The organism is Streptomyces sp. NPDC059092 (assembly GCF_042756365.1).
GTDB lineage: Bacteria > Actinomycetota > Actinomycetes > Streptomycetales > Streptomycetaceae > Streptomyces.
In genome coordinates, this window is the sequence record NZ_JBHZEJ010000089.1 from 15,555 (window position 1) to 29,941 (window position 14,387).

The window sequence follows — 14,387 nt, forward strand, 5'->3', positions numbered from 1 at the left end:
CTCCCCCGCCACACCACCGGAGTTCCCCATGCCCCACACCCACCTGGACGCGGCCGGACACCCGAGGCCGCAACTCGTCCGCGACCCGGACTGGCGCGACCTGAGCGGTCCCTGGCAGTTCGCCCACGACGACGCGGGCACCGGCCGGTCGGAGCGCTGGATGGATCCGGCCGTCACCGGCCCCTTCACCCGCACCGTCACCGTGCCCTACCCGCCCGAGTCCAAGGCCTCGGGCGTCCAGGACACCGGCTTCCACCCGGTGCTCTGGTACCGGCGCACCCTCGACGTGCCCCGGCCCGTCGCGGGCCGGAGGCTCCTGCTCCACTTCGGGGCGGTCGACCACCGGGCCGAGGTCTGGCTGAACGGGCGGCAGGTGGGGCGCCACGAGGGCGGACACACCGGCTTCACCTGCGATCTGACCGACGCCGTCGACCGCGACGGGGAACAGGTGGTCGTGGTGCGGGCCGAGGACCAGCCACTGGACGCGACACAGCCCCGGGGCAAGCAGGACTGGCGGCGCGACCCGCATGTCATCTGGTACCACCGCACCTCCGGGATCTGGCAGCCGGTCTGGCTGGAGGAGGTCCCGGAGGACCATCTGACGGTCCTGCACTGGACCCCCGACGTCGCCCACGCCCGCGTGCGGTGCCGGCTGCGTCTGGCCCGGTGGCCGCGGCGCCCCCTGCGGGCGACGGTGCGGCTGGCGCTGGGCGAGCGCCTCCTCGCCGAGCAGAGCGTCCTGGTCGACGGCCAGGAGGCGGCGTTCGACGTCGCGGTGCCCGCGCTGCGCCACGGGCAGGACCTCGACAGCCTGCTGTGGAGCCCGGAGCACCCGAACCTGGTCGACGCCACCGTCACGCTGAGCGAAACGGCGGACGGCACCCGTGTCGACCATGTCACCTCCTACCTCGGGCTGCGCGACATCGGCTGGGGCGACGGGGTCTTCCTCCTCAACCACAAGCCGTACTTCCTGCGTTTCGCGCTCCAGCAGGGCTACTGGCCGGAGTCGCACCTCGCCGCCTCGGCCGGGGAACTGCGCCGCGACGCCGAACTGGCCAAGGAGATCGGTCTCAACGGACTGCGCGTCCACCAGAAGATCGAGGATCCCCGCTTCCTGTACTGGGCCGACCGGCTCGGGCTGATGCTGTGGGAGGAGATGCCGTCCGCGTACGCCTTCGGCACACCGACCGTCGAACGGGTCGTCGCCGAATGGACCGAGGCGATCTCCCGCGACCTCAGCCATCCCTCGATCGTCGCCTGGGTGCCGGTCAACGAGTCCTGGTCCGTCCCGAACCCGGCGCTCGTCCCGGAACAGCGCCACTTCATGGACAGCCTGTACCACCTGACCAAGGCCCTCGACCCGGCGCGTCCCGCCGTCTCCAACGACGGCTGGGAGATCTCCGCCGCCGACATCTGGGGCGTGCACGACTACACCCAGCACGCGCGGGTGCTGCGCGAGCGGTACGGCCGGACCTCGCTGCGGCGGGGCGAGCTCCCCGAGCCGTGGCCGGGCGCCAAGCGGCTCCTCCTGGACGGCGTGCACCATCAGGGGCAGCCGGTCGTGCTGAGCGAGTTCGGCGGGGCGACCTTCGAGCCCGCCGAGGGCGCGGAGTGGTTCGGCTACGACACCGTGGCCACGGAGCGGGAATTCACCGACCGGCTGGCCGCGCTGGTGGGCGCCGCCGTCGACTCGGGCCTCGCCGGTTACTGCTACACCCAGTTCACCGACACGGAGCAGGAGGTGAACGGCCTGCTCACGGCGGACCGGCAGCCGAAGATCCCCGTCCCCGAACTGCGCGCCGTCCTCAGCCGGACGCGCCCTCGATGACCTGGGACGACAACTCACCGGCGGCAGCCGGCCATCCGGTCCTCGCGGCACCCCCAGGCGCCTGGTGGCCGCCGAGGCAGCGGAGCGGGCGCACCGTCAGGAGCCGGGGCGGACCGCCACCAGAGGTTTGAGGGTGCCGATCCGGGCGAACACGGGGGCTCAGTCACGGCCACGGCATCCACCCGGGTCCCGGAACATCGCCAAGGTGCCGACCAACTACCGGCGTTGACCGGCTCGTCCTCCCCTTCGCGTCCCAGTCCGAGAGGGAGCCGGCCGACCGCTCCACCAGCAGCACGCTCGCACTCGACACGTCCCTCATGTGCGCCCTCGATGGCCCACCGCGCGCGTACGCGGATACGAGCGACCCTGAACCCGACGTGGACGGACGCATCCAGATCGGGCACGTCCAGATGACGATCCGTCCGGGCACGCGGATCTCCATTTTTGGCATGCACATTGTCACCGTCTCATGCGTGCACTATTCCTTGTTCCCGCACGCCCTCGTCGCATGTCCACAGGTACAGATGACGAAATGAGGCGCCCGTGACCGATGCCCTCCCCGCCCTGTCGCGCCGTACCCTGCTCGGCAGCGCGGCCGCCTCTCTCGCAGGCGCCGCGGGAACCGCCGCCACCGCACAGGCGGCGCCCGCCGGCGCCTCACGGGGCGGCCCCGGAAAGGTCGTCCTGACCGACGACTTCGGGCCCGTCCCCGGCTGGCGCAGGGAGGGCGTCGTGATGCGGACCGACCTCCCCTGGGAAAGTTCGCTACTCCAGGACCCCTGCCTCGTACACAACAGCCCCACGGGAGCGGTGTTCAAGCTCTGGTACGGCTCGCTCCACGGCATCGGCTACGCCACCAGCCAGGACGGCCGCCGATGGGAGAAGACGACGGACCCCGTCCTCGCCCCCACCCTCGGTACCGAGGCGTCGGCGCTCAACCAGCCCAGTGTCGTCCCGTACGACGGCCTGTGGCACATGACGTACTTCGGCGTCGACGGCAAAGGCGCGGGCCGAATCCACTACGCCTCAGCCGACGGGCCGGAGGGACCGTGGATCAAGCACGGCGTGGCTCTGGCCTCGACCGCACCCTGGGAGGACGAGTTCATCTACAACTCGTCCCTGATGTACGACACCGACGAGAAGATCTGGAAGATGTGGTACACCGCCGGCAAGATCGCCTCGGCCGGCGGCGAACCGCGCTACATCTGCTACGCCACCGCCGCCCATCCCGGCGGCCCCTGGCACAAGCACCCGGCCAACCCGGTGCTGCGTCCCATGGACGACGGCGGCTGGGCGTCGCTCGGGGTGGGCGGTCCCAACGTCCGGAAACTGGGGCGCGACCGCTACGAGACCCGGATCCTGGGCTGGCAGGCCGACTACCCCTCGCGCGGCGGCCGGCTCCACTCCCGCGACGGCATCCACTGGGAACTGAAGCGCACCGGCCTCGAACTCGATCTCGGAGTCGTCGGCGGCGACGAGGACGGCATGATCTACCGGCAGTTCACGGTGGTCCACGAGGGGCGCGAGCACCTTTTCTACAACGTCAAGAACAACCGCCCCGGCTGGAACGAGACCATCCAGCTCGCCGTGCGGGACGACGCCGTCGAGACCGTCGACCCGGCGAAGTGGACCATGACCCAGGGCGGTGAGATCCCCACCGGTGCCTCTTTCGCGGTACGGGACCGGGGCGCGTGGTCGCTGGGGAACGCGCCCGGAAACCTGTCGCAGACTCTCCAGGGCAATGTGCAGATCGACGCCCCGGACTACGAGATCAGGGTCTCCGTCACCCCACAGGGCAACGGACCGGCCGATCCCGACCATGTGATTCTGGCGCGCATGACCGGGCGGGACAGCTACTACTACGCGGGCCTGGGCTCGTGGGGCCACGCCTTCGGACTCGGCGTCATGGAGAAGGGCCGTAACCGGAAGCTCGCGGGGGTCGGCTCGGCGGACCGGATCGAGCCCGGACGCCGTTACGACCTCCGGTTCGTACTCGACGGCAAGGACCTCGAACTCTACGCCGACGGCGCCTCCGTGCTCCGCGTCCCGGATCCCACGCTGGTCCCGGCACGCAGCTACGTCGGCCTGCAGACCTCCAACGGCACGGCGCGGGCGAAGTTCTCCCGGCTCTCGGTCACCCTCCGCTGACGCGGCATCGTGGCGAGGCCCGACGTGATCGCCGCCTTCGCCCTGCTCGGCATCGCCCTCGTGTGGGTTCGCGGGCCCGCCGCCCGTGCCGACTTCACGAGGTGATGTGGCCAAGGAGTGGGGCAGCAGGCCGTGACCGATGGATCCGGTGATCGTCATGCCTCTTCAAACCGGCCACCGCGCACTGCCCACCGCCGACGACGACACCGACGCCGTCAACCGCCTGGCCTGACGGCCTCCCGATCCGCCGCGCGGCCGACCGGAGCCTCTCCCCGCCCCAGCAGACCTGGACGGCAGGCTCGTGGTCACAGTCGACGCTTGGGGGGCCGTGTCGGTGGCGTCGATGTCGAAGTAAAGTTGTCGCGGCCACGCGGTCCGTTCCGGCAGGGGAAACGCCGGCAAGCTCGCCCAGGTCACCGACGTGACGCAGGCCGAAAGCGCACCGACGCGGCAGACAACCCTCGCATGCACCCCGACGCTGCTGCACGGCCCGGCAGCAGGGCCACCGAGGAGAACTACCTGACACCCGTGAGGTGTTGTTGACTTGCTCCGGTTCTCTGATGCCCCGTCGGATCAGCCGTCGTAGGATCGCCGCATGTCCGCGGACGCGCATACGACGGCCTCGCCCACCCTGCGCCGGCGACGCCGGGCCGCCGCCACCCAGGAGATCGTGGAGGCCGCCGAAAGTTACATCGCCGGGCACGGGCCGCATGCCCTCTCCCTGAGAGGGGTCGCTCGCAACCTCGGTATGACGGTCCAGGGGCTCTACCACTACTTCCCGAACCGGGACGCCCTCGTCACAGTTCTCGTCACCAAGGCGTACCGGGAATTGGCGGCCGCTGTGTCGGCGGCCGCCGACACAGCGGCGGACGAGCCCGCCGTGCTGCGGTTCGTGGCCGCCGCCGAGGGCTATCGCCGCTGGGCCATCACTCACGTAGAGCGATTCCAACTGCTCTACGGAGCGCCGCTGCCTCATTACGCGGCGCCCCACAACGGCCCGACCACGCAGGCGATGCACCGGATGTGCGAGATATTCCAGCGCGAGATGTTCGCCGGGTTCACCACGGCACAAATGACCGCGGCCGACGTCCGGGGGCTCTCACCGGCTCTCCACACGCATCTGCAACCCCTGTTTCCCCATGGCTCGGAGACCCTGCCGCCTCCTGCGAGCGCTCTTCTCCTCGGCGCATGGGGCCATCTGCACGGCATGGTCGTCCTGGAGGTGTTCGGACATACCTCCTTCATCGGCGAACACCAGGCCGAAATATTTCACAGGGCGATGTTCGACCTGTTCGAGGACATCCATCGCCGGATTCCCGCGCAGCTCACGGGGACACCGGCTACGCACCCGTAGGCATGTCCACCGGGTGGGAGTGACGTGGTGTGAAGATCCTGGAGAGCGGGCGCGCACGCGCCTGGTCACCGTGGTGGTCGACCCCGGCCCGGGCCGAGATCCCTTGGCCGTCCTGGCACCGCACACGCCCGGTCGCGGGAGCGACGAAGCGGCAGCGGACCGTGCTGGGCCACGACCTCATCGGTTTCCGCACGATGCCGGCCTTCGCGACGAACGGACGGGAGTGCTACGGCCTTGCCCCCGATACGCGGGCGCGGTGCCCACGATACGCGGGCGCGGTGCCCCCGATTGGCGACGCGCGGCGCCGCGAACGCTTCTGCTCCGGTGGCTGCGGCTGCGGCTACGGCTACTGGTGGCACGGGCTGTCTCCAGCGGCTGACAACCCAGCAGCCCACCCCTGCGCACTTGCTGTCCACGGAACGCCGTCCCAGCCGTGGCGGCGCCGCTGCCTCCGCCGGCCCTCACCCGCCAGGGCACCGAGCGCACGGCAACCTGACAGTGTCAGCTATTTCTCCTACTGCTCAACCATTGGGGGATTGTCTAATGTCGTTCTCGGCGGCGCAGAGCACGACTCGGCATCCTTATCCGACGGGGTGAAGGGGTTCTGCGGTGCGTTGGACCGGCTCCTGCCTGGGTCGACGCGCCTCGCCTGTCGCACCGTGCGTTGGAGGAGACCACCCGTGTTCGATCGTGTAGCCGGATTGGCGATTCGCCGGTCCCGGCCGGTGCGGGGCGATCCAGTGAGGGGTACAGGTTCGTGAACCCTCTGATGACCACGGTGGAAACACGGGCGTGAGCAGCACGGTGCCCTCGAAGTACCGGAGCATGCAGATGTTCCGACTGCCCGCTGACGGTCGTTGCCGACGTTCCTGCACGGCCCGGTGGCCATACCGCCGGGTCGTGCAGGAGCAGCCGCGAAGCGCACGCCGGGTTGTCGTCCGGCTCTGTGCGCTTCGGTCCGTTCGGTGCAGGCTGTACCTGCCCTCCCGAGTCGTCCGGTCCGCGCCACCGGCCGCATATTGGCCTGCCATCCCCCATTCATCCAGGAGTGACAGTGCGTATCCTGTTCAGTGCCGTTCCCACGGGCGGTCATGTCCTTCCGCTGCTTCCTCTGGCCGGTGCGGCACGCGCCGCGGGCCATGAGGTCGCCATCCTGAGCAACACGGAGACTGCTTCCCTGCTGCGGCCGTTCCCGGTGCTCACCGCCGGCCCCGGGCTGGAGGAGCAGGTGACGGAAGCCGGGCGGCGCACCGGGCTCGATCCCACGCGGCCCGGTCCCGCCGCCGTCGAGCTGTTCGCCGGCACCCGGGTCGACCTCACCTACGACGAGGCGCTGCGCGAGGCGACCGCTTTCCGGCCGGAGCTGATCGTGTGCGAACGGTTCGACTACGTCGCTCCGATGGTCGCCTCCGCGCTGGACGTCCCCTGGGCCGCGCTGGGCATAACCGGCGGTGTGCCGTCCGAGATGACGGACGCGCTGTGCGAGCGCTGGCAGCAGCAGCTCGACCGGTACTCCCTCCGCGCGACGGAGCGCCTTGCCTACCTCGATACCTACCCGGCGTTCCTGAGGCAGGAGGGCGAGAACCCGGAGCCCGACGGGATCTCCGTACGCCCGGTAGCGTTCGACCGTGAGGACGACACCTTCGAGCCTCCGGCATTCCAGGACGAAGAGCGTCCCCGGGCGCTGGTGACCTTCGGTACGACGGTTGCCGATCCCCAGGCGGAGGAGGCGACCGCCCGTTCCCTCGCCGACGCCGGCTTCAACGTGATCATCGCCGGGGCCCACACGCCGACACCCGTCGTCGGCCCCGTCCACCGCGCAGGCTTCGTCCCGCTGGCCCGTGTGCTGCCGTGGGCCGACGTCCTCGTGTCGGCCGGCGGTACCGGCACCGTACTGGCCGCTCTCACCACCGGGACGCCGATGGTCGTCCGGCCCTTCCACGCCGACCAGCCATGGAACGCCGAACGTCTCACCCGCGTCGGCGTCGCCGAGACCATCACCAGCTTCGAGGACGCGGGCCCCGCTGCCGCCAAGATAATGGCCACCCCCTCCTACCGGGACGCCGCCGCACGGGCAGCGCGGGAGGTGAACTCGACGACACCGGTCTCCGAGATCGTTTCCGTACTGGAAACCGCGGCCCTCCGGCATGGCGAAAGGCGCCAGGAGTTGTCCTGATGACCAAGCCGGCACGGCCGTTGCGAACCTGAGCCAACGGGACGGGGCGTTGATGTCTCGCTATGCACCGGAGGACAGTCGGCTTGCGGCCTGACCCCATGGCCGAGGCTCGACCGGGCCGTCCCTGTCGAAGGCGTCCTCCTCGAACCAGCCCGTCCCCGCGAGCCATGTCTCCAGCCACGCTGCGAGGCTGGTGGAGTCGAGGAACCAGCACTGCTCCCACGATCCGCCGCTGTACGGGTTCGGCTCGAAGAGCAGAACCTGACCGTCCTCATGGAAACAATCAACGCCCGCATACATGGCACAGCCCCAGGTCAGGATCGGCACCACGCCTTCGGGCCACTCCGGGTGCCGTGCTCCAACGGACGCCTCACGTCGTGTCAGGTATTCGCCAACGACGCCGGGGCCCAAGCCGGTCGTATAGCCGGGACAGGCGAGGCCAGTTGTCGCACGCGCCCTCGCCGTCGCCCTGTGCTGCCGAACCATCGGCCTCGACGCTCAGCGCGTGGTCTCCTCCAGGCGCTGGAGCCGTTGGTTGGCGTCGCGTGAGGCGTTCGCCTCCCTCGGTGAGCCGTCCACGGCCACCGCCGAAAGACCGACCAGGCCACGTCGGCCGCACAGCGACAACACCTGCACGAACAGCGAGTTCAGAGCGGCGCGGTGGCGTCGTATGAACCACGCGACGGTGGAGTGGTCCACTCGGCGGTTCGCGGTGATGATTCGGCAGCCCACGTCGTCCCAGCAAGCCTGCTCGATGCGACGGGAGGAACGCGCTCCCTTGCTGTAGCAGTACAGGAGCAGCGCAATCAGGCTCGCGGGAGGGTAGGCCACCCCGCCCCGCCCGTCGTCACGGTAGCTCTTCTCGAACACCGATAGGTCAAGTAGCTCGACGGTGTCGAGCACCTTCCAGCACAGGTGCTCGGGCGGCAGCCACACCCGCACATCCCGCGGCATCTCAAGATCACGTTCACGGTCACACGACAGGAAGTTTCGCCCCACCAGCCAAGATTCCGACGCCTCCCTGATCCTCGGAACCGAACAACGAAATCGCTCTTGACCTTCACCGGGCCGGAGCCGTGCGACAGCCTCAGCAGGTGGGCGCGGATGTTCCTGAACCCCCGACAGCCCGTTCCCCGCTGGGTAGCCGTTCTTCGGGGGCACCGCCAGCATCGGCATCCTCAACGCCGTCGCCGCCCCTGTCACCGCCTGACCCCACCACGCCGAAGCTCGGACGGCGCCCCTGCCGGAAGGGCGACTCACGGCCATGATGCGGCGCTTCTTGCGGAGCCCGACGACCGCACGCGGCCTCGGCAGCGCCTCATCTGCGGCGACGCGGTGAACTCGGAGCAGATGGCAGAACAGAGGGGCCGCGCAGCATACGGACCCCCCAGGAAGGAGTGCCTGCTGCGTGAGGGCCTTGTGAGGCAACCGGGTCGGGTCGGGTCGGGTCGCTGTCGTCAGTGAAGCGGGCCGGCTCCGGGCCCGGGATGGTCCCCGGGCCCGGAGCCGGTGTCGTACGAAGCCATGCGACCACGCGGCCGCTGGATTTCCTTGTGTGAGCTAGGCGAGCAGGTACGCCTTGATGATCGTCAGGTCGTAGGTGTTGCCGTCCTTGTCCTTCAGTTCAGCCTTCAGGGAGACCGACGTCGCCCCCTCCGGGTGGGACAGTGTCAGGCTCTTCCCGCCGTTCTCGGCGGTGGCGACCTCCGTCGGCTGCCACGTGGTGCCGTCGTCGTACGACGCCTCCACGGCGAGCGACTTGAAGCCCTCGCCCGCGGCCGGGCCCTCGATCGTCACCGGAACCGTGAGATCCGTGCCCGCCTTCGCGGTGCTCTCCGCCGTCAGCTCCGGGGAGAAGCCGAGCGTCGACAGCGGCAGAGCGGCATACTCGTCGCCGGCCGACGCGGAGGTGAAGGTCCAGCTCGCCCGGGTGCGGGTGCTGGTTCCCGCCATCTCCGGGTTCCGGGAGACATCGGTCGATATCGTGTACTCGGTCTCGGCGGGGTTCAGGCCGTCCAGTTCGAGGCAGGGTTCCTGCCCCGCGTCGTAGACCGTCCCGCCGTCGGCGGTGACCACGGTCCTGGCCTCGGAGACCTGCGACGTGCCGATGTGCCGGGCGCCGTCGGCGTACAGCGACGGGCAGGCCGACAGCGTGTCGCCGTATCGGGTGACAGTGCCCTTTCTGATCTTCGGGCTGAGGACGCCCACGTTGTAGGTGATGTCGTAGCTCTTCCCCGCCTCGTACGTCCTGGGCTCACTGAACCCGTACGAGATCTCGTTGTCGTCCTGACCGGCCCCCATCACCTGCTGGCCGACGGAGAAGTCCCACTGGTACCCGGCCGGGGCGCTCACATACTGCCGGGACACGGCGGGCAGCGCGAGCGGCTGGGAGGGGGTGTTGATCTGTATTCCGGTCCTCGGGCCGTCGTACTCCCAGTCGGCCTTCACCCGTCCCTGCTTGTTCTTCACCGAGGCACCGGCCGTGACGTTCACCAGGGCGAGTTCGCTCCGGTCGACCCGGTGGGCGTAGCCGGTGAAGAAGTTGCCCCCGCGGCTGTAGATCAGGTTGTAGGCGGTGGAGCCCTTGGCGTACCGGACCCCGAGCCTCGCCCTGAACCGTTCGGCGGGCAGCGCCTCGCCGACGCCGGCGAAGGTGAGGTTCTCCCCCGGGGCGATCCAGCCCCGGCCGCTGAGGCCGCGCTTGCCGTCGGCGTCGTAGAAGTCGTAGGTCCACCAGCCGCCGTCGAACTCCGCGGCGTCCGGGGTGGTGATGGCGAGCGGCTTGGCGTCGCGGCCGTCCAGGGTGATCGTGGTGTCCCGGGTCAGGCTCAGCTTCGGCCGGATCAGTACCGCGGTCCCGGGGGCGCCGCCCGCGGCCGGCGTCAGGACCTCGGATTCGAGGGTGTACTCGCCCTTCGGTACCCGGATGGTGGCCTCGCCCCGGCCGGCCTCGGCGGAGACGGACTCCTCGACATCGCTGTCGAGGCCGACGAGGCCGGAGTACGCCTCGGCGGGCGCGCCCTTGTTGTCGAGGAACCTCATCGTCAGGTCGTACATCTCGATCTCGCGGACGGCGCCCACGGTGGTACGTACGCTCTGGCCGCCCTCGGTGGCGGTCGCCGTCACCGTGCCGGAGAAGGCACCGTCCACGGCTCCGACCGAGGTGTCGGCGGTGACCTCCACCTCGGCGGTCTTCCCGGGTTCGACGGTGACCTGCTGAGCGCCCAGTGCGAAGAAGCCGCCCGGAGCGGCGGCGCCGTCCGGGCCGTACGTCTCCAGCGCCAGGTCGAACGTGACGGGCCCGGTGCCGTCGTTGCGGTAGGTGACCGTCTTCACCAGCGGCTTGTCGTCGGTGTGCGGCCACCGCTGGGCGCCGAAGTTCACCGAGGTCTGCTCGCTGACAACCGTCTGGGCCAGCGCCTTCACCAGGTCGGTACGGCCCGTTCCCTGCTGGTACGGGGTCAGCCCCGCTCCGGACTTCGCCGACGACGTCAGCGCCTGCTTGATCCGCGCCCCCGACCAGTCCGGATGCCGCTGCGCGACGATCGCCGCCGAGCCCGCGACATGCGGGGCCGCCATCGACGTCCCCGACGCCGACACATAGCCGTCCGCCGCCGGTTTACCCATCCAGCCCGTGGCGGACCTGGCCGCCACGATGTTCACACCGGGTGCGGTGATGTCCGGCTTCAACGAACCGTCGGCCGTCGGACCCGTGCTGGAGAAGGAGGCGATCCTGTCGTCCCTGTCCACCGCGCCAACGGTCAGCGCCGCTTGCGTGCTCCCCGGCGAACCGACCGTCTCCGGGTCGGGGCCCGAGTTGCCGGCCGCAGCGACGAAGAGGATCCCCGTCTCCTCCGAGAGCCGTTCGACGGCCTCCTCCATCGGGTCGGTCTCGGCAGTGTCCCCGAGGCTCAGACTCATGTTGGCGATGTCGGCACCCTGGTCGGCGGCCCACTGCATCCCCGCGATGATCGAGGACTCGTAGCCGCCACCGAAGCCTTCGAGGACCTTGGCGTCCAGGATCTTCGCCCCCGGAGCGACCCCCTTGTACGTGCCGCCCGACTTCGCCCCGGAACCGGCGGCGATCGACGCCACATGCGTGCCGTGGCCGTGGCGGTCCTCGGGGGTGTCCTCGTCGGAGAAGTTCCGCTGCGCGATCTCGACACCGGCCAGGTCCGGGTGCGTCTCGTCGACTCCGGTGTCCAGCACCGCGATCTTCACCCCCTCGCCGGTGTACCCGGCCTCCCAGGCGGTCGGCGCGCCGATCTGCGCCACGCTCTTGTCCAGGACCGCCTGGCGCCTGCCGTCCAGCCAGATCCGCTCGATCCCCTTCGCCGCGGTCCCCTTGAACGACGGGGCGGGGGAGCCGGTCAGCGACTGCCATACCTTCGGCCCGCCGGTCTTCGGCGCCCGTACCGCCTCACCGCGTACGGCGGGCAGGCTGCGCCCCGCCGAGGCACCCGCCGCCGCGACGTCCGACCGCGCCGATGCCGCGCTGCTGCCGTACGACACGATCAGCGGCAGCGTGTCCCGGCTCGCGTCGTCGTATCCGGCCTCGATCAGCCCGGTTACATCGAACAGCCGCCGGTCAAGCGTCCCATCGGCGATCAGCCGCTGGGAGTCCGCCGGAATCACATAGGTGCTGCCGTGGATCCGGCGCACCGACATCCGGACGGACTCACGCCCTTTGGCGTGACGGACCTCCGTCACATCGCCCGCGCCGTTCACGTGCACCCGGTCGCCGGTGATCAGTGTCACCACCGACCCGTCGCGCGCGGCTCCCCCTGCTTCTGCCGGGGTCACCCGCGCCACTTCGGGTAACGGCGCGGCCGAGGCCCCGATCGCGGGCACCGCCGCGAGCACGACCGCCACCGCGGCCGCGATGGCTCTGTTTCTGCCGGTCACTACGTTCTCCTCAGACCTGGACGAAGAATCGGTACACCTCCCTGACGGAACTCGGGCCCCCGAGCGCTGGTCGTCATCCAGCCATTCACCCTTCCGCTTTCCGGCCATCCAGAACTGTCCCGGGCTGTCCCGAGCCGCCTCCGGCCACGTCGAGAAGCGGCATTACTGTAGAAGCTGTTTTTGAACCCCTTCGTAGGTCGTCCTGTGGTCAGAGTCGTAAGGGTCGTCGGACTGACGCGTGAAGCATTCGGCCACCGCACGCGTGGGGCCCCGGCTGTCTCCTGCCCGGCCGGGGCCCCACGGTGCCTGCCGTCAAGTCGGTGCACCGGGCTTCATGCTCCTGGTGCTGCGAGGGCTTCGTTACCGCCAAGCTGGCCCGGTCGAGGGTTTCCCGCTCCTAGAGATCGTCTTCAAAGGTGATCTCTAGGGGCGCTGGCCCGGTTTGTCGACGACAGCTCGCTCGATGATCGCGCTGGACCCGGTGAGCTCGCCCTTCTTCTGTCCGTCCGGGAGGTCTTCGACGGCGATGCTGCGCTCTCCCAGGAATTGCTTCGTCTCCTTGTCGAAGATCAGCTCCTGGCGCTCTCCGTTGTTGACGCGTGCGACGGCCACGCCGTGGCGCCCCGCCGCGTCGACCGCGTCCGGAATGACGACAACCCCGGGAATCTTGGCTGCCGCCCGGTAGAGAGCCGCGCTCTGGGCGGACGGCATCAGCACCTCGAACGACAGATCACCGACCTTCACGAAGGTGTTCTGGTCCTCGCTCTCGCCTCCCTCGCTGACCCGGTGGAGCCACTTCAGCATCTCGTCGGGGTCGGTCGGCAGGGTCTGCAGGTTCCGGTAGTTGGCGGAGGACTCAGGGAGCGGAAGACTGGGCGGCAGGGCGTTCTCGCCCCTGCCGTTGCCCTCGCGAACCAGCCCCGTGTGCAGGCCGTCCACAGAAAGCCACACCTCCCGCTTGTGGAGGGGATCCAGCTTTGCCGTCCTGCCCTCCCCGTGTGCCGTGTAGCCCACCCTGCTCTCGACGTACACGAACTGGTCGTCGCGGATGTCGCCGGGCACCTTCTCGCGCTCGGCCGCCAACGCAATGTTCTCCAGCAACGCCACAGCCTCCTTGGCCGGAGGTTGCGCGTTCGCGCCCCCGCCGGACGGTGGGAGGAACACGAAGGTGACGGCGGCCGCGGCGGCAACGGCGGCCGCTACCAACGCGGGCCGCAGCCGCTTCTTGCGTACAGACGCCCGCGCGGGCGTCCCGGTCTGCCGGATCTCGGTCATCAGATGCTCCTTGAGGAGTTCGTGACGGCCCGGCGGAAGGCACTTCTCGGGAAGCTCAGTCATCGGTTCCCCTCCTCGACGGGCCTGACCGCAGCAGTGCGGTCACCCCTCATCTGTCCACGCTCGGAGAGCGGTTCCATATGTTTCGCGAGTTTTGTTCTTGCGCGGGAAAGCCGCGATCGCACAGTGCCGACAGGCACCCCGAGCGCCTCGGCCGCCGCCGCGTAGTCGAGCCCCGCCCAGACGCAGAGGGCCAGTACTTCCCGATCGGCCCTGCGAAGCCGGGACAGCGCCGTCCGTACGAGAGCCAGTTGCGCCGAGTCATCGAGGCGCCCGGCTATCTCATCGGCGAAGTCGTGCTCGACCTCGTCACGGGGCAGTCGCGCGACGGCGGCCGCGTGTCTTCGCGCTGCCCGGCGTGTGTTGCGCGTGACGTTGGTGGCGATCCCGAGAAGCCAGGGCCGCAGCGAACCGCCTTCCTCATTGACTCTCCCGCGCAGGCGCCAGGCGTCCAGGAAGGTCAGCGACACGACATCCTGGGCCTGCGCCCAGTTTCCCGTAAGCCGGAAAGCGTGGTTGTAGACGGAACGTGCGTAGGCGTCGAAGTGAGCTGTACTGAGATTCGTGGAGTCCCTGATGCCAGGGTTACGATCCTGGCGAAGGAGAACCACATCAGTGCCAGCACCACGGAAATACCCCGA

At 69.6% G+C, this 14,387-nt stretch carries 8 protein-coding genes and 1 pseudogene; 4 read left to right on the forward strand and 5 right to left on the reverse strand.

Features of this window, described 5'->3' with window-relative positions:
- The first annotated feature begins 28 nt into the window (after nucleotides 1-28).
- The 4 genes from ACFXPL_RS33560 (at nucleotide 29) to ACFXPL_RS33575 (ending at nucleotide 7,506) form a co-directional block, all read left to right on the forward strand.
- Nucleotides 29-1,828: a sugar-binding domain-containing protein gene (locus ACFXPL_RS33560; protein WP_384926782.1), complete on the forward strand. Its 1,800-nt coding sequence runs from the start codon at nucleotides 29-31 to the stop codon at nucleotides 1,826-1,828.
- Between the two features lie 543 nt (nucleotides 1,829-2,371).
- Nucleotides 2,372-3,976 (forward strand): hypothetical protein, encoded by a 1,605-nt coding sequence (locus ACFXPL_RS33565; RefSeq protein WP_384926784.1) that lies wholly within the window; start codon nucleotides 2,372-2,374, stop codon nucleotides 3,974-3,976.
- Between the two features lie 595 nt (nucleotides 3,977-4,571).
- Nucleotides 4,572-5,330: a TetR/AcrR family transcriptional regulator gene (locus ACFXPL_RS33570; protein ID WP_384926786.1), complete on the forward strand. Its 759-nt coding sequence runs from the start codon at nucleotides 4,572-4,574 to the stop codon at nucleotides 5,328-5,330.
- Nucleotides 5,331-6,384: 1,054 nt separating this feature from the next.
- Nucleotides 6,385-7,506 (forward strand): glycosyltransferase, encoded by a 1,122-nt coding sequence (locus tag ACFXPL_RS33575; RefSeq protein WP_384926788.1) that lies wholly within the window; start codon nucleotides 6,385-6,387, stop codon nucleotides 7,504-7,506.
- 60 nt (nucleotides 7,507-7,566) lie between these two features.
- On the opposite strand, the pseudogene ACFXPL_RS33580 reads toward ACFXPL_RS33575, so the two are convergent.
- The 5 genes and pseudogenes from ACFXPL_RS33580 to ACFXPL_RS33600 all read right to left on the reverse strand — a co-directional run.
- Nucleotides 7,567-7,917: pseudogene (locus tag ACFXPL_RS33580) on the reverse strand (SMI1/KNR4 family protein); the annotation flags it as partial.
- An 87-nt stretch (nucleotides 7,918-8,004) separates the two neighbouring features.
- On the reverse strand, nucleotides 8,005-8,505 hold the full coding sequence (locus ACFXPL_RS33585) for a transposase (protein ID WP_384926790.1): 501 nt from the start codon (nucleotides 8,503-8,505) through the stop codon (nucleotides 8,005-8,007).
- Nucleotides 8,506-9,066: 561 nt separating this feature from the next.
- Nucleotides 9,067-12,411: a S8 family serine peptidase gene (locus ACFXPL_RS33590; RefSeq protein ID WP_384926792.1), complete on the reverse strand. Its 3,345-nt coding sequence runs from the start codon at nucleotides 12,409-12,411 to the stop codon at nucleotides 9,067-9,069.
- A 423-nt stretch (nucleotides 12,412-12,834) separates the two neighbouring features.
- The gene (locus ACFXPL_RS33595) at nucleotides 12,835-13,749 is read right to left on the reverse strand and encodes a CU044_5270 family protein (RefSeq protein ID WP_384926794.1); all 915 of its coding nucleotides are present in this window, start codon (nucleotides 13,747-13,749) and stop codon (nucleotides 12,835-12,837) included.
- Complete coding sequence (locus tag ACFXPL_RS33600) at nucleotides 13,746-14,324, reverse strand: RNA polymerase sigma factor (protein ID WP_384926802.1); 579 nt, start codon at nucleotides 14,322-14,324, stop codon at nucleotides 13,746-13,748. Before ACFXPL_RS33600 ends, ACFXPL_RS33595 begins: the two co-directional genes overlap by 4 nt.
- Nucleotides 14,325-14,387: the final 63 nt, after the last annotated feature.